The sequence below is a fragment of the Nonomuraea sp. PA05 genome, from assembly GCF_008086045.1.
GTDB classification, from domain to species: Bacteria; Actinomycetota; Actinomycetes; order Streptosporangiales; family Streptosporangiaceae; genus Nonomuraea; species Nonomuraea monospora.
This window is the reverse complement of record NZ_VSEY01000039.1, coordinates 66322-81953: the sequence shown is the minus strand read 5'-3', so window position 1 is coordinate 81953 and position 15632 is coordinate 66322. Positions and strand designations below refer to the sequence as shown.

At 72.1% G+C, this 15632-nt stretch carries 18 protein-coding genes; 9 read left to right on the top strand and 9 right to left on the bottom strand.

The window, feature by feature from the left end; all coding sequences use genetic code 11:
- Positions 1-79: 79 nt before the first annotated feature.
- On the top strand, positions 80-2065 hold the full coding sequence (locus FXF51_RS45170; RefSeq protein ID WP_222871755.1) for a tetratricopeptide repeat protein: 1986 nt from the start codon (positions 80-82) through the stop codon (positions 2063-2065).
- Here the strand turns inward: FXF51_RS45170 and FXF51_RS45165 are convergent.
- Positions 2036-2878 carry a class I SAM-dependent methyltransferase gene (locus FXF51_RS45165; RefSeq protein ID WP_148440963.1) on the bottom strand — a complete coding sequence of 281 codons (843 nt, stop codon included), beginning with the start codon at positions 2876-2878 and terminating at the stop codon, positions 2036-2038. The two genes, FXF51_RS45170 and FXF51_RS45165, sit on opposite strands and share 30 nt — an antisense overlap.
- Before the next feature lie 63 nt (positions 2879-2941).
- On the opposite strand from FXF51_RS45165, the gene FXF51_RS45160 reads away from it, so the two are divergent.
- Complete coding sequence (locus tag FXF51_RS45160) at positions 2942-3436, top strand: GbsR/MarR family transcriptional regulator (RefSeq protein ID WP_222871754.1); 495 nt, start codon at positions 2942-2944, stop codon at positions 3434-3436.
- 2 nt (positions 3437-3438) lie between these two features.
- Positions 3439-4389 (top strand): serine hydrolase domain-containing protein, encoded by a 951-nt coding sequence (locus FXF51_RS45155; protein WP_187414933.1) that lies wholly within the window; start codon positions 3439-3441, stop codon positions 4387-4389.
- Here the strand turns inward: FXF51_RS45155 and cobF are convergent.
- From cobF to FXF51_RS45130, 6 genes are all read right to left on the bottom strand, one after another.
- Positions 4322-5101, bottom strand: coding sequence for a precorrin-6A synthase (deacetylating) (gene cobF / locus FXF51_RS45150; protein WP_148440960.1), 780 nt, complete (start codon positions 5099-5101; stop codon positions 4322-4324). The genes FXF51_RS45155 and cobF overlap by 68 nt on opposite strands.
- Before the next feature lie 37 nt (positions 5102-5138).
- Positions 5139-5558 (bottom strand): hypothetical protein, encoded by a 420-nt coding sequence (locus tag FXF51_RS45145; RefSeq protein ID WP_148440959.1) that lies wholly within the window; start codon positions 5556-5558, stop codon positions 5139-5141.
- Complete coding sequence (locus FXF51_RS45140; protein ID WP_148440958.1) at positions 5558-6019, bottom strand: hypothetical protein; 462 nt, start codon at positions 6017-6019, stop codon at positions 5558-5560. The genes FXF51_RS45145 and FXF51_RS45140 overlap by 1 nt, the downstream gene beginning before the upstream one ends.
- Complete coding sequence (locus FXF51_RS45135; protein ID WP_148440957.1) at positions 6016-6219, bottom strand: hypothetical protein; 204 nt, start codon at positions 6217-6219, stop codon at positions 6016-6018. Before FXF51_RS45135 ends, FXF51_RS45140 begins: the two co-directional genes overlap by 4 nt.
- Positions 6216-6350, bottom strand: a complete 135-nt coding sequence (locus FXF51_RS63130) for a hypothetical protein (RefSeq protein ID WP_262380260.1) — start codon at positions 6348-6350, stop codon at positions 6216-6218. The genes FXF51_RS45135 and FXF51_RS63130 overlap by 4 nt, the downstream gene beginning before the upstream one ends.
- Positions 6351-6615: 265 nt before the next feature.
- Positions 6616-7389, bottom strand: a complete 774-nt coding sequence (locus FXF51_RS45130; protein ID WP_148440956.1) for an RNA polymerase sigma factor SigF — start codon at positions 7387-7389, stop codon at positions 6616-6618.
- A 264-nt stretch (positions 7390-7653) separates the two neighbouring features.
- On the opposite strand from FXF51_RS45130, the gene FXF51_RS45125 reads away from it, so the two are divergent.
- The 6 genes from FXF51_RS45125 to FXF51_RS45100 all read left to right on the top strand — a co-directional run bounded on the left by FXF51_RS45125 (position 7654) and on the right by FXF51_RS45100 (position 12134).
- Entirely contained in the window at positions 7654-8529 is an 876-nt protein-coding gene (locus FXF51_RS45125) for an NmrA family NAD(P)-binding protein (RefSeq protein ID WP_148440955.1), read from the top strand.
- 27 nt (positions 8530-8556) lie between these two features.
- Positions 8557-9417 carry an NAD(P)H-binding protein gene (locus tag FXF51_RS45120; protein ID WP_148440954.1) on the top strand — a complete coding sequence of 287 codons (861 nt, stop codon included), beginning with the start codon at positions 8557-8559 and terminating at the stop codon, positions 9415-9417.
- Positions 9418-9629: 212 nt separating this feature from the next.
- A complete protein-coding gene (locus FXF51_RS45115) occupies positions 9630-10445 on the top strand; it encodes an NYN domain-containing protein (protein WP_148440953.1) in 816 nt (271 codons plus the stop codon).
- Between the two features lie 223 nt (positions 10446-10668).
- Positions 10669-11271, top strand: coding sequence for a PadR family transcriptional regulator (locus FXF51_RS45110; protein ID WP_148440952.1), 603 nt, complete (start codon positions 10669-10671; stop codon positions 11269-11271).
- Positions 11272-11391: 120 nt separating this feature from the next.
- The gene (locus FXF51_RS45105; RefSeq protein WP_148440951.1) at positions 11392-11763 is read left to right on the top strand and encodes an SgcJ/EcaC family oxidoreductase; all 372 of its coding nucleotides are present in this window, start codon (positions 11392-11394) and stop codon (positions 11761-11763) included.
- Positions 11760-12134 carry a hypothetical protein gene (locus FXF51_RS45100; protein ID WP_148440950.1) on the top strand — a complete coding sequence of 125 codons (375 nt, stop codon included), beginning with the start codon at positions 11760-11762 and terminating at the stop codon, positions 12132-12134. The genes FXF51_RS45105 and FXF51_RS45100 overlap by 4 nt, the downstream gene beginning before the upstream one ends.
- Before the next feature lie 3 nt (positions 12135-12137).
- Here the strand turns inward: FXF51_RS45100 and FXF51_RS45095 are convergent, their stop codons facing one another.
- Positions 12138-13592 (bottom strand): alpha/beta hydrolase domain-containing protein, encoded by a 1455-nt coding sequence (locus FXF51_RS45095; protein ID WP_262380259.1) that lies wholly within the window; start codon positions 13590-13592, stop codon positions 12138-12140.
- Positions 13593-13669: 77 nt separating this feature from the next.
- Positions 13670-15610 (bottom strand): FAD-dependent oxidoreductase, encoded by a 1941-nt coding sequence (locus FXF51_RS45090; protein ID WP_222871752.1) that lies wholly within the window; start codon positions 15608-15610, stop codon positions 13670-13672.
- Between the last annotated feature and the right edge of the window lie 22 nt (positions 15611-15632).

Here is a 15632-nt window from a genome sequence, read left to right as displayed (position 1 = left end):
CACCTTAGCGAACAGGAGGTGTGTAACACGTTTGTCACTGACAGGCTCGGCGGCACCGGGTCTGTAGCACTCTGGAGGCATGTCAGCCGAAGAGCGGCTCCGGATGAAGGGCACCGCCTCCGGGCAGGCGAGCCTGTTCCAGGCGGGCGGTGACCAGGTCATCAGCCAGACGGTGCTGCCCGCCGAGACGCTGAGGCCGATCACCGAGGTGGCGGCGCCGCCCGCGACGGTGTGCGTGCCCTGGCACGAGCAGGTGTTCGTGGGGCGCGAGCAGGAGCTGGCCGAGCTGGACACGGCGCTGCGGGTCTCTGGCGGTGTGGTCGTGGCGGCGGTGCACGGGCTGGGCGGCATCGGCAAGTCCACCCTGGCCGCCCGGTATGCCCGGGCCCAGGCCTTGTCCGGGACGTGCAATCCGGTGTGGTGGATCACCGCCGACAGCTCCGCCGCGGTACGGGCGGGGCTGGCCACGCTGGCTGCCGGGCTGCAACCGGAGCTGGCCGCGACGTTGCCGCTGGAAGCGTTGGCCGAGCGGGCGAGCGCGTGGCTGGCCGCGCACGAGGGGTGGCTCGTGGTGCTGGACGACGTCACCGACCCGGCCGACGTCGAGCCGTTGCTACGGCGGACGTTGCGAGGGCGAGTGCTGGTGACCAGCCGGCTCGGGTACGGCTGGCACCGGCTGGACGCGGAGGTGATCTCGCTTGGGGTGCTGAGCGAAGAGGACGCCGTGGACCTGCTCACCCGGCTCGCGGGGCCAGTGGAGCCGGACGGTGCGCTGGAGCTGGCGCGGGAGCTGGGATGCCTGCCACTGGCAGTCGAGCAGGCGGGCGGATACCTGCACCAGACCCGGTTGACCCCTCGCGCCTACCTGCGGCAGCTTCGCGAGCAGCCCGCGGTTATGTACGGCCGCGCCGCCCGGGGGTCGCAGGCCGAGCGCACCGTCGCCCGCATCTGGCGGCTCACCCTGGACCGTCTGGCCGACACCCCGCTGGCCGGGCATCTGTTACGCGTTCTGGCCTGGTACGGTACCGACCCCATCCCCCGGAACCTGTTCGGCCGCTGGGGGCCCGATGCGGACCACGCCATGGGCGAGCTGGCCGCCTTCAACATGATCGCCTTGGATGAGACGAGCATCACGGTGCATCGCCTCGTCCAGGCCGTCGCACGCACCGCCGATCCCGAAGACCCGCACCGTCCGGCCGAGGACATCGACGACGCCCGCGGCTGGGCGGCTGCCCTGCTCGCCGCCGCCACTCCCGAAAGCGCGGGAGACCCTGCCGAGTGGCCCCAGTGGCGAGTGCTGATGCCGCACATCACCGCTCTGTTCGACTGGGCGCCTCCTGAGACCGACACCGTGATCACTGCCCGGCTGCTCAACGACGCGGGTCTCTTCCTGAACGGCCAGGGGGCGACGGGCCGCGCTCTCGGTTACTGCGAACGCGCACTCCTGGCCTACGAGCGGCTGCGCGGCGCGGACCATTCCGCCACCCTGATCGCCCGTAACAGCCTTGCCGCCGTTCATCACGCGACGGGGGATCTTTCCCGGTCGATCTCGCTGTACGAGGCGACGCTGGCCGACCGCGAGCGGGTGCTGGGTCCGGAGCACCCCAGCACCTTGAACTCACGCCTCAACCTCTCCGCCGCCTACGATTCGGTGGGGGACCACCGCCGGTCGATCTCGTTGCTGGAGCCGACGCTGGCCGTCTGCGAGCGGGTGCTGGGCTCCGATCACCCCTGGACGTTGTACGCGCGCAACGGCCTCGCCGGAGCCTACGAGTCGGCGGGAAACCTGAGCAGGGCCATCCCGCTGTACGAGGCGACGCTGGCCGACCGGGTACGGGTGCTGGGGACGGATCACCCCGATACCCTGCAATCGCGTAACAACCTGGCCTACGCCTATAACGCGATGGGAGCGGTGGACCGGGCCATCGCCATGTATGCGGAGACCGTCAGGGCGTGTGATCGGGTGCTCGGCCCTCATCATCCGACGACTCGCCTCGTACGGGAGAACCTCGCCTTCGTCATGGGAGAGGACGGGTCAGAACCGGAATCGCAGCAGCCGTCCTGAGTCCCGCCCGCCCGGCAGCCGCTTCCCCACCCGGATCCCGATCCGCGCCGCCGCGGGCAGCCTGTCCAGGTCGGGCACGTCCATCACGTACAGCTCGTCCGTGAACTCCAGCCCGTCGCACCACCCCGCCAGCTCCCGCGGATCGTCGATCCCCCAGTGCCAGCTCTCCAGCACGGCCCGGGGCACGATCCCCATCCCCATCCAGCTCATCCTGCGCGCCATCCGCACCAGCCGCTTGCTGAAGCAGTCGAACAGCAGCTCCCCGCTCGGGAAGTGCCCGCAGATCCGCTGGATCAGCCGCCGCCCCTCCTCCTCGTGCAGGTACATCGTCAGCCCTTCGGCCACGACCACGACGGGCCGGTCGGCGGGCACCTCCTCCAGCCATCCCTCGTCGGTCACCGACGCCCCGGCCATCCGGTAGTCGCCGCCGGGCTCCGGCAGCAGCCGTCGCCGCAGGTCGATGACGTCGGGGTAGTCGACGTCGACCCACCGCACCGACGGGGGTGGCGCGAGCCGGTGCACGCGGGTGTCCAGGCCGCAGGCGAGGTGCAGGACGGTGACCTCGCCGGGATGGGCGTGCAGGAACTCGGTGGTCCACCGGTCCAGCTCCCGCCCCCGCAGGGCGAGGGTGGCCGCGTCCCAGGGCACCCGGGTGCCGGTCTTGGACCAGTCGTGGTCGACGCGTCTGACCACCTCGTCGGCGGTGTGGTCGCCGAGGATGGGGTGGGGGGTGCGGCTGTCGAGGGCTCGGGCGTACAGGGTGGCGAGCATCGTCCCCTGAACGGTGGTGAGTGCGACCTTCTCGCGTTCCATGCCCAAGAGGGTACACACTTTTCACAAGTTCGTGAAAGTTCTGAATACCGTAGGATGTGCTGGGTGCAGAGGAAGATCGACGAGGAGGCGGTGCGCCGCTTCGTGGAGCGTCTCGCCCTCGACCTGGTAGCCACCGGCATCCCGCGGATGCCCGCCCGGATCTACGCCGCCCTCCTGGTCGCCGAGGAGGGCCGGGGCACCGCCGCTGAGCTGGCGGAGTTCTTGCAGGTGAGCCCGGCTGCGGTGTCGGGCGCCGTACGGTATCTGACGCAGGTGGCGCTGGTCACGCGCGAACGCGAACCCGGCGCGCGCCGCGACCACTACCGGGTCACCGAGGACCAGTGGTCGCAGGCCATCCTCCAGCAGGACGCGCTGTTCACGCAGTGGGAGCGCACCCTGAGTGAGGGCATGGAGGCGGTCGGCGAGGGCAGCCCGGCGGCGGCGCGGCTGGCCGAGACGTGGGAGTTCCTGCAGCTCATGCGAGAGGAGATCCCAGTTCTGGTGGACAAATGGCAGGCCCGGCTCGCGGCGCTGCGCGCGTCCCAGGGCAGGGGCTGACCGTGGAACGGCTGGTGCGGCAGGCCGGTTACGGCGGTGACGAGCCGCTCGTCGTCGGCCTCCAGCACGACCGCGAGCCGCCGATCTTCCACGCGCAGGGGCTCACGCCCGCGACGCCCGTCTACGCGGCCTCGCTCTCCAAGCAGATGACCGCCGCGCTGATCGCGCTGCTCGCCCGGGACGGCGTCCTCGACGTGGACGGCCCGCTCCGCGAGCATCTTCCCGAGTTCCCCGCGTGGGCCGGCGGCGTCAGCCTGCGGCACCTGCTGCACCACCTCGCCGCCCTGCCCGCCGACTCCCTCGTCGACGCCGCGCTGACCGGCGACCGCACCAGCCGGGGCGTCCTCCGCTCCCTCGCCGGCTTCGCCGCCCTGCCCGGCGTCCCCGGCACCGCCTACGCCTACTCCAACGCCGGCTACGTCTGCCTCGCCGCGGCGGCCGAACGGGCGGCGGGCCGGCCGCTGCCCGAGCTGGCCCAGGACAGGCTGTTCACCCCGCTGTCCATGCCCGGCACCCGCTTCTGGCCCGGCCCCGCCGCCACCCCGCCCGGCGCGACGCCGCTGAGCCCCCGGCACCCGGCGCCGCTGTCGCTCGGCGACGGTGGCGTGTGGAGCACCGCCGCCGACCTGTTGCGCTGGGGCCAGGCGCTGAACGCCGACGAACTCGGCGTCTCGGAGCTCCTGCACACCCCCGGCCGCCTGGCTGACGGCACCCGTACCGACTACGCGTGGGGCGTCGGCCTCCGCTCGCATGCCGGCCACCGCGTGCACCGGCACGGCGGCGGCTGGCCGGGCCTGCGCGCCCTGCACGCCCGCTTGCCTGATTCGGGCTGGAGCATCGTGCTGCTCGCCACCGCCGACGACACCGAGCGGCGCGTCGAGCTGATCAGGCTTCTTCTGGACGAGCTTCTTCTGGACGAGGGGGCAGCCGCCGCAGCAGGTACGTGTCCATGATCCACCCCTTGCGTGCCCGCGCCTCGGCCCGCACCCGCCGGATGCGCTCGCCCACCTCGGCCACCGGCCCCGACACGAGGATCTCGTCGGCCGTGCCCACGTAGGCGCCCCAGTGGATGGCGTAGTCGTCCAGCCCGGCGAACGAGCAGTGCGCGTCCAGCATCACCACCACGTCGTCGGCCGTCGGGCCGCCCTCGGCCAGCCGCCGCCCCGTCGTCAGGTGCACCGGCCGCCCGACCTGGGTCAGGCTGGTGCGGCAGGCGGCCGTGAGCGCGGACACGCTGCTGATGCCGGGGACGACCGCGTAGTCGAAGGTCACGTCCCCGCGCTCGAGGATCTCCTCGACGATGGCCAGCGTGCTGTCGTACACGCCCGGGTCGCCCCACACCAGGAACGCGCCCGTCTCGCCGTCGCCCAGCTCATCGCGGATCAGCGTCTCGACGGCGCGCCCGCGCCGCGAGCGCCAGTCGTCCACGGCGGCGGTGTAGGCGGCGGCGTCGCGGTCCCGCTCCGGGTCGCGCGCCTCGGCGATCCGGTACGGCTGCCGCCCGTGCTCGGCGATCATGTCCAGCCGGAGCTGGACGAGGTCGTGCTTGACCTCGCCCTTGTCCACGATGAAGAACACGTCCGCGGCGGCGATCGCCTTGACCGCCTGCAGGGTGAGATGGTCGGGGTCGCCGGCGCCGATGCCGATGAGGAGTAGCCGCTTCACCCGCCAAAGTGTGCCAGAGACGGACATTCCCCTCGGATCAGGTGCTGATGTCGAGGCCGCGGAAGACCATGTCGATCCTCCTGTCTCCCTCCCACAGGATGGCGAGATGGTGGTACGTCGTGCCGTGATGGCGATAGGGCGCCAGGAGCGGGCTGTCCGCGACGAGCCTGACCATCGCCACCTCCGAGAACCCCCAGTTGAGGGATTCCGGTTCGCGGGCCATGGTCTCGGTGATCGCGTTGGCCAGTTTGAGCTCCTGCACCAGGTAGGCCCGCACCGTCACCAGCTGGGGCCGATCCAGGATCTGCGGCCGGATCCGGTCGTCCTCCCAGATGTAATTGAAGAAGAAGTCAATGGTGGTGCCGTAGTGCCGCCATCTGACATCGACCAACAGGCACTCCTCGAAGTGCCTGTGGCCGGTCAGGGCGAGCTCAATCTCCTCGGCCTCTGTGATCATCAATAGGATTTTGCCGTGATCTGATGGGCCGAGTTGGGCGGCGCGACGTCGCCGTTCTCAGCCAGATAGTTGCGGATCCTGATGTCCCATGCCCCGTTGCGGCGCATGATGCGCACCTCTTCGCCGGCAGCGTTCCGGAACAGGTAGCCCTTCTTGTTCTTGGTCAGCCCTTGGGTGAATCCGTCGTTCAGCAGCTCGCTGGCCAGCAGAAACACCGAGCCGGCCGCCAGTTGCGCCGCCAGCGCCGCCTGCGCCGCCTTGGCCAGGTCCGGCTTGCGGTCCCCGCCTGCCGCCGGTACTCGCACCTCTGCCTGGGCGGCGCCCGCGGGAGCGGCCTGCACCTCGGCGGTCAGCGTCCCGGCCTTGATGTCGTTGACCGATGGCACCACCGTCGGCCGCACGACGCACGAGCGCGGACGCGGCTCCCGCAGCGCGCAGGCGGGCAGCCGCACCACCTTCAACCGGCTGACGAACTGGCCGCCATAGGCGTCACACGAGCGGTCTCCGGTGCCAGCGTCTCCACTGCCACCTTGTCGGGTCCGGCTCCTTGGATCCTGGCCAGCCGCACCGGCAACGCCCCGGCCTCCGCCAGACCGCCCGCCTCGGGCATGGACACCTCGGCCTTGCCCGGCGCGGGCCAGACCGGCCGTTTCCGTGTCACCTCGGGGCGGATTCCTCCGCCCCCTTGGCGGCCTTCTTCTCCTGCACCGGCCGAGCGTCCACCGACTGCTCGGGATCGGACGCGGCCGCCGCCGGCTCGATCAGCTGATCCGGAACTCCCAGAGCGGACATTGACACCATGGCCACAAGACCGATCACAAGGGCCGATAACCGTGCCCGTACACGACGTCTGCGCATTGCTGCACGCTGACGCAGACCCCGGGAAAGAGACGGTCAGCCACCTGAAGCAGAGATAAGGACGATCATTCGGAATGTGATCCACACGCGATGATCGGTCAATGATGGGAGCGTCTCTTACCCGACACGATATGTGACTTCCGTGGTGCCGGACGGTGCGGCCGACGGTATCGCCCGTCGGCCGCACTCTCGCGATCGGTCACTCCGACAGGGCCGTGCGCAGCTTGGTGAGGACCGAGCGCAGGATGCGGGAGACGTGCATCTGCGAGATGCCGAACTCCTGGGCGATCTCCGACTGCGTCATGTTGCCGTAGAACCGCATCAGCAGGATGTTCTTCTCCCGCGCCGGGAGGGCGTCGATGAGGGGCTTGACCGCGTGCCGGTCGACCAGCGTGTCGAGCGAGGCGTCCTGGTCGGCCACGAAGTCGCTCAGCTCGGCGGCGTCGTCGTCACCGCTGCTGACGGGGGCGTCCAGCGACAGCGTGCTGTACGCGGTGGAGGCCTCCAGGGCGAGCAGGACGTCCTCCTCGGAGATGCCCATCTTCTCGGCCAGTTCGGCCACGGTGGGGGAGTGGCCCAGCTTCTGGGTGAGCTCGGCGGTGGCCTTGTTGAGCTCGATGCGGCGTTCCTGGTAGACGCGCGGCACCCGGATGGCCCAGGTGCGGTCGCGGAAGTGCCGCTTGACCTCGCCCATCATGGTGATCATGGCGTAGCCCCTGAACTCGTGCCCGAGCTCGGGGTCGAAGCCGTTGACGGCCTTCATCAGCCCGACGTACGCGGCCTGGCGCAGATCCTCCATGGGCTCGCCTCGGAACCGGTAACGGCGGGTGACCTCGTTGACCAGTCCTTCGTGCATCTCCACCAGACGCTCGCGAATGCGGACGGCATGCATCTCCGAGACCTGCGGGTCGGCCAGCTCGGCCAGCAGCTCTTCGGCGGTGAGCTGCTCGAATGCGATGTTCAGGACAGGCATGTTGCTGCTCCAAGAAAATGTGCCAGCGACCCTGCCCAAGACACAAAGAGCCCAGGCAGAGGCACGCTCCGGTGATTCGCGTGAGACGAAGCCCTCTGCTGGACTTCGAGATCCAAAATGCCCGTAAATTGCGATCTATCACCTCTTGTGGGTCACGAAAGGATTACAACTGCCCGGGTGAGACCTCCGCCACATCCGGCGGCGCCGCGTCACGTTCCCCCTCCGGCCGTTCCTCTCAGGAGGCATGACCAAGGGAGGCACAACATGACCGTTCTCGTCACCGGGGCGACCGGCACCGTCGGGCGGCAGGTCGTCCGGAACCTGCTCGACCGAGGGCAGCAGGTGCGCGCACTCACCCGCGACCCCGCCCGCGCCGGCCTGCCGGCGGGCGTCGAGGTGGCCGGCGGCGACCTCACCGACGCCGCCGGGCTGGAAGCGGCCTTCGACGGCGTCACCGCCGCCCACCTGATCAACTTCGGCGGCGACTACCGGCCGCTGGCCAACGGGCCGCACCTGGTGAAGCTGGCGGAGCGCGCCGGCGTCCGCAAGGTCACGGTGCTGGGCGGCTGGCAGGAGGGCACGCTGGAACCGGCCGTCCGGGCCAGTGGGATGGAGTGGACGTTCCTGCAGCCGCTGCAGTTCATGGCCAACTTCCGCACCGACTGGGGCGAGCCGCTGCGCACCACCGGCCGGGTGCGCGAGCCGCACGGCGACCGCAAGAGCCCGCCCATCGACGAGTACGACATCGGCGCCGTCGCCGCGACGGTGCTGACCGAGGACGGCGGCCACGGCGGCCGGTCCTATCTCCTCACCGGCCCCCAGGTGCTCACGGCCCGCGGGATGGTCGCGATCATCGGCGAGGCGACCGGCCGCGACCTGCGTTTCGAGGAGCTCACCCCCGACCAGGTGCGCCGCGAGTGGGTCACGGAGGGCCGCAGGCCGCAGCTGTCGCTGTTCCGCGCGTTCTCCGAGGTGGACGGCGTCGGCGACGCCGACCTGGTGGAGATGCTGCTGCGGATGTACGGCACGCCGAACGAGCTCGCCACGACGCTGACCGGCGAGGTCGAGCGGATCACCGGCCGGCCGCCGCGCACGTTCGCCGAGTGGGCCGCCGAGCACGCCCACCACTTCCTGCCCTGACACCTGCCACCGGAAAGCGAGAGACCCATGATCGTCATGACCGGCGCCACCGGCGCCTTCGGACGGCTCGTCGTCGAGCGGCTCGTGGCCGCCGGCGCCCGCGTACGCGCCGTGACCCGCTCGCCGGAACAGGCCGGGCTGCCCGGGGAGGTGGAGCTCGTCCACGGCGACCCCTCCAAGCCCGAGACCACGGCCGGGTGCTTCGACGGCGCGGAGACCGTCTTCCTGCACCCGCGCGCGTTCGGCGACTCCGCGCGGCGGCTGCTGGCGGTGGCCGCGGAACGGGGCGCGCGCAAGGTGGTGGCGCTGTCGGCGATCAACGTCGACGACCCGGATGAGCTGCAGCCCTCCCGCTGGCGCGGCGACAGGAACAAGGAGGCCGAACAGGACGCCATGGCCAGCGGCCTGACCTGGACCAGCCTGCGGGCGAGCAGCTTCGCCGGCAACTCCGCCCAGGCGTGGGGCGGCCAGCTCCGCGCCGGCGACGTCGTCCGCTACGCCTACGCCGCCTTCCGTGAGCCGGTGCTCGACGAGCGCGACCTGGCCGACGTCGCCGCCCGCGCGCTGCTCACCGACGAGTTGGACGGCCGCAAGCTGGAGCTGACCGGGCCGCGCTCCCTGTCGCACGAGGAGATGGTGGCCGTGATCGCGGCGGAGCTCGGCAGGCCGCTGCGTTTCGAGGAGGTCCCGGCCGAGGCCGTCGCCGCCCACCTGGTGGCCAACGGGCTGCCTGAGCCGTGGGCGCGCGCCCTGATGGCCAGGTACGCGCACTACCTCCGCCAGGGGCGGCAGGTGGTGACGGACGAGGTGGACAAGGCGCTCGGGCGGCCCGCGCGCACCTACGCCGAGTGGGTGGCCGACCACGCCGCCGCCTTCAGCAACGGCTGACCTCCTGGATCACCCGGACCAGCCGGCTCTTCCGTTCGGCGATCTCCACCGACTGCGTCCTGGTCCGGGCGTCCAGCTTCTGGATCTTGATCGACGGGCATGATGACGGGCGGGAGCAGGTCCCGCGACGGCGCTGACGGTGGTGAAGGCCGCGATGTTCGTCATGGGCCTGGCCTGGACCCCCCACCCAGCTTCCGATCCGGAGAAACGGCATGGCCGAGGAGATCGCCACCAAGCTAGCGGTGCTCATCGACGCCGACAACGCTCAGCCAGGAGCCGTCACAGGCCTGCTGGCCGAGGTCGCGAAGTACGGCACCGCCCACGTCAAACGCGCCTACGGCGACTGGACGGGAGCGGGCCTGAAGGGCTGGAAGGAACACCTGCTCGCCCAGTCCATCCAGCCGATCCAGCAGTTCGCCTACACCACCGGCAAGAACGCCACCGACGCGGCCCTCGTCATCGACGCGATGGACCTGCTGTACTCCGGGCGCTTCGACGGGTTCTGCATCGTCTCCAGCGACAGCGACTTCACCAGACTGGCGCAGCGCATCCGGGAGTCGGGCCTGACGGTGTACGGCTTCGGCGAGCGCAAGACGCCCAAGCCGTTCGTCGCGGCCTGCGACAAGTTCATCTACATCGAGAACCTGACCTACGCCCCGACAGGCGCCCCGCTCACGGACGCCGTCTCGCCGCCGCCGCGTCCGGCCGCGCGGCTCAGGGCGGACACCACACTGGTGAACCTGCTCCGCAACGCCGTCGAGGCGTCCTCCGACGACGACGGCTGGGCGGGGCTGGCGTCCGTGGGGCACATCCTCATCAAGCAGAGCCCGGACTTCGACTCGCGCAGCTACGGGCACGCCAAGCTGAGCGATCTCGTCGCCGCCACGACGCTGTTCGACCTGGATCGGCGGCCGCTCGGCGACGGGAAGCCGGCCGTCATCTACATCCGTGACAAGCGCCACCGCGACCCGGGGCCCAAGCCGAGACAGCCGTTCCCGCCGGACGGGGCCGGTCGCGGCCAGAGCTGAAACTTTCACCGTCCTCCCGGCGTCGCGACCGGCGCGCCCGTGAGGCGGACGCCGGTGAGCCGCATGCCGGGCGCCGGCGCGATCTCACCGCCCCCGACCGCCGCTGCGACGGCGGAGGCGGCGAGACGGACGTGAACCCGCCGCACCCGATCTTCAGCGACGCGGACCTCGCGTTCGGCGCCGGGTAGCGTATAGTGCAAATTGCAATATGGAAGGGAGAAACATGGCGCGACGCCCCGACCTGGTCGGCCTGACCGTGCTGGCCATGCTGTCGGTCCGCGCCAGCCACCCGTACGAGCTGCACCGCTTCATCGTCGACGCGCACAAGGACTACGTGACGGGGCTGCCCAGAAGCCTCTACCACGCGGTCGAGCGGCTCGCCGGCGAGGAGCTGATCGTGCCGGTCGAGACCAGCAGGGAGGGCCGCCGGCCGGAGCGCACGGTCTACGAGATCACCGACGAGGGCCGCCGCGAGCTGGCGACCAGGCTCCGGGCGCTGCTGGAGAGCCCGGGGGCCGAGCGCCGCACGTTCACCGCCGCCGTCTCCCTGATCGGCGTCCTGCCGGTCCCCGACGCGCTGCGCGCCCTGCGCACCAGGGCCGCGACGATCGAAGGGGCGCTGGCCGCGATGAGCGGTCATCTCAAGGCCATGCGCGACAGCGGCCTGCCCGACGTCCTGATGATCGAGGTCGACTACGAACGTGCGGTCAGCGAGGCGGAGCTGACCTGGCTGCGCGAGCTCATCGCCCGGCTGGAGTCGGGCGAGCTCGACTGGCCGAGCACCGTCAGGCGGGAGCTCCTGGGACAGGTGCTCGGCGAGTCGTGACAGAAAGATCGGCCGCCGGGGTGCGCCAACACCCCGGCGGCCGGACATCCGGAACAAGGCGCCTGCCCTGCCTGGAGTCGCAACCTCAGGATAGGCGCCGCGACCACGAGGAGTTGCGTCATGTCCGATCTCACCAAGCTGCTGGACGGCCTCGTCGAGGCCTGGAACAGGGGCGACGCCGCCGCCTACGCGGCCGTCTTCACCGACGACGCCGACTACGTCACCTTCGACGGCACCCACCTGCGCGGCCGGGAGGCCATCGAGTCCTCGCACCGGTGGCTCTTCGACGGGCCGCTCAAGGGCTCCACCATGTCCGGGGTCGGCGACGCCACGGTCAAGCCGCTCGCCGACGGGGCCGCGCTGGTGATCGCCGGTGGGGGCACCGCGGTGGACGGGCGGCACCGTCCCTCCGTCGTCACCTTCACCGCCGTCCGGACGCCCGAGGGCTGGCGCTTCGCCTCCTTCCAGAACACCCGGGTGGCGGCACGATGAACAAGAAGCTGATCACCGAGGTGGCGGGCATCGTCGAGGCGCCCGCCGGCCGGGTGTGGGCGGCGCTGGCCGCCGAGCTGCTGCCCGGCGACCGGCGCTCCGCCGTCGAGGACGCCCCCACCGTCGAGGTGGCCGGTCACACCATCTCCGTGCAGGGCGGGTGGTGGTACCGGGGGGAGTGGAGCGTCGAGCCGCATCCCCAGGGGGCGCTTGTCGTGCATCGGGTGTTCAACGTGGCGGAGTGGATGAGGTGGGCGGTGCCCCTGGCCAACCGGATGTTCGCCGGGTTCGCCGAGACGACGCGGCAGGCGTTCGGTGAGCTGCTCGCGAACGTGGGGCGCCGCGCGCAAGCCCCGGCCCGTCCGGTCTGAGCGTCAGGGGAGCGGGGTGGCGCGGGCCCGCGCGACCGCCTCGGCGTGGTCGGCGGGCAGCAGGTGTCCCGCCGCGAGCGCCCGGTCGGCGGCCCGGGTGAAGGCGGCCACGTAGTCCTGCTGCGCCGGGTAGAGCTGGCGGATCCGCGCGCTGCTCAGCCCCGTGGTGGCGCCCAGCAGCAGGCACGCCCCCGCCACCTCGCCCCCGGAGTTCGTCGGCGCGTACGCGGCCAGCGGCGCGTCCAGGTCGGGCAGCCGCACCCCGCCCAGCGCGTTGCCGTCCCCGTCGCGGCGGACGCTGCCCAGCAGCAGGCTGATCTGTGGCCCGGCGGGCGGCGCGCCCAGGCCGCGGCTCCACCGGTCGAGGTGGTGGTAGGCGGCGTTGGAGGCGTACCGCCAGGTCATGGCGTTGACGGGCCGGTCGCAGGAGATCGGCCGGCCGTCGTTGATCGCGCGGTCGCGCGCGTTCTGCGCGTTGTACTGCGCCAGCCCGTACGCGTCCGCGTGCGACGTGCCGGCCACCTCCCACGTGCGCACCCGCGCGCTGTCGGCCTGCCGGGCGTCGGAGAACGTCCGGATGTCGGTCTCGGACTCGATCTGGAGGACGGGCACGGCGGTGTCGGTACGGATCCGCGCCGTGAGGGGCAGCGAGATCAGCCCGTCGCCGATGGGCGCGGCCCCGGCGCCCCGGCCGTGGATCAGGATGCCGTCGTAGGTGGGCACGATCGGCTGGATCGCGTTGGCGAACGTGGCCAGCCGCCCCGCCGACTGGGAGTGCCCCGCCGCCAGCACCTTGGCGGGCGCGCCCGTGCCGAGGAGCGCCGGCGCGTTCGCCCGCACCGCCTCCGCCGCCTGGGCGAAGATCGAGTACGACAGCGCGTCCGACGCCAGCGACACCTGGCCGTAGCGGGCGGGGTCGAGGCTCCTGAGCTTGTCGGCGCCGACCTTCTGGGTGGTGACGCCGACGTAGGCGTACCCGGCGCGGGTGAAGTGCTCGTAGGACTGGGACCACTCGACGCCGATGTCCACGCCGAAGCTGACGTTCAGCCACTCCACGACGACGGTGCCGTTGAACCTGGCGGGGTCGGCGGGGCGTTCCACCAGGAGGCGGGTGGTGTAGCTCTGTGTGGTCCCGGTGGCGCGGGCGCCCCACTGGCCGCCGCCGGTCCAGACGCCGACCTTCTGGTACGTTTCGGCGCGCCCGGTCATCAGGAACTCCCGCTCCTGGTAACCGCGGGCGGCGAGGTCGGCCACGGTGGCCCCGACCGGACGGCCGTTCCCCGCCCCGGCCGGAACCTCGGCGACGGCCGGCCCGAGCGCCGACAGCGCGACGGGAGCAGCGGGCGCCGACAGCGCGACGGGAGCAGCGGGCGCGGGCAGGGCGACGGCGGGCGCGGGTGCTGAGAGGGCGACGGCGGGTGCCAGTAAGCACCACACCATCCGGGAGCGTAAGAACATGGTGAGCTTCCTCCTCGCGGGTCCGGAGCGCGACGACGACAGTCTCCGCCCCGCCCCCACCCCCGGCATCAGGGAAATCACCAGTGCTGAACCCGCCCGGAGCCGATGACCCCGGCCACCTCCTCCGCGTCCACGAAGCACCGGTGCAACGAGCCGCCCCCGGCCGCGTCCCCGATCACGTGCACCCCGAGCGGCGCCGCGCACTCCGTGAGCAGCCCGGTACGCGGAACGACCCCCTGCGAAACCAGCAACGGCCCCGACACGGGCACCCACTGCGTCTCATCGGAGGACCGGACGAGCAGCCGATCGGGCTCGACGGCCAGGACCGTGGACTCCAGCAGCACCCGCACCTTCGGGTTCCCGGTCAGCCGCGGCACCATGAGGATCTTGGCCCGCCGCCCGACCTCCGGCGCGAGACTCGCCTGCGAGCCGATGAGCAGCACCTCCGCCCCGCCGGAGGCCAGGTGGTCGGCGACGGCGACACCTTCCCGATCGGCCCCCCACACGACGCAGGCGCGGGGCACGTCCCGGCCGAGCGCGAGCCAGTCACGCACGTCGATGACGTGCGGCAGCCCGACGCCGGGAACGCCGGAGGGCACCCGCCCCGCGCCACCGGTGGCCAGCACGACGACGTCCGCCCGGTGCCGGGCCAGCTCCTCGCGGGTCACCTCGACGCCGGTGCGCACGCTCACGCCGAGCCGCTCCAGCTCGCCGGCGCACCACCGCACGAGGCGGTGGTGCTCGGGGTAGGCGCGCAGCCGCCCGGCGAGCGCCACCCGGCCGCCGACGTGCTCCTCGCGCTCCAGCACCTGGACGTGCTGCCCCTGCTCGGCCAGCAGCCGCGCCACCTCCAGCCCGGCCGGGCCTGCGCCGACCACCAGCACGGAGAGCCCGGTCGCGGACGCCTGCGCCGTGGGCAGGTGCTCGCGGCCGACGCGGGCGTTGACCGTGCACGGGATGGGCTCGCCGGTGCCGAGCCGGTCGATGCAGTGGTTGCAGGCGATGCACGGCCGGTGGGGCCGTCCGGCGAGGGCGTGGCGCGGGAAGTCGGGGTCGGCGTGCAGGGTGCGGGCCAGGGACACGAAGTCGGCGCTGCCTCCTGCCACGATCGCCTCGGCGCTGTCCGGGGTGCTGATCCGCCCGGCGACGCCCACCGGCAGCCCCAGCGCGCGGTAGCGCCCGGCGTACGGGGCGAGCAGGCCGCGCTCGAACTCGGCGGGCTGGATGATCCACTGCCCGGCCTCGTAGGAGCCGGCCGAGACGTCCAGGAAGTCCAGCAGGTCGAGCCGGGTTCGCGAGATCAGCTCGAACGTGCGCTCCGCCGTCAGCCCGCCCTCGAACCCCTCGTGCGCGGACACCCGCAGCCCGACGGCCACCTCGCGCCCGGCCTGTTCGCGCACGGCCTCGACGACCAGGCCGAGGAAGCGGAGGGGGTCGGCGAACTCGTCTTCGCGCAGGTTGAAGGCGGGGGAGAGGAACTGGTGGACGAGGTAGCCGTGCGCCCCGTGAATCATGATCACGTCCACGCCCGCCTCCCGGCAGCGGCGTGCGCCCTCCGCGTACGCCTCGGCCAGCTCGTACACCTCGCCGGTCGAGGCCTGCCTGGGCAACTCGCCGCCCGCGGGCAGGCAGGGTACGGGGGAGGGCGCGACGGGCCGGAACCCGCTGACGGCGCTCTGCGCGGTGCGCCCGCCGTGGTTGAGCTCGACCCCGAACAGCGCGCCACCGGCGTGCACCGCCTCGGCCAGCCGGGCCAGGCCGGGGACGCGCGCGTCGGTGTCCGCGCCGAGTTGCCGTGCCCGCCCCTTGCCGTCGGCGCGCACGTAGGCGGCCTCGGCGAACACCAGCGCGGCGCCGCCGTGCGCCCGGCGGGCGAGGTAGGCGGCGTACCGGCCGGTGGCGGTGCCGTCGGGCTCGCAGTAGTTGCGCTCCATGGGGGCCGCGACGAAGCGGTTGCGCAGGCGTACGGGACCCAAGGCGAGGGGGCGGCCTGCGGCCGGTCCGGGAGGGGGAGGCACGCGGGCTCCGTCCTGAGAGTAC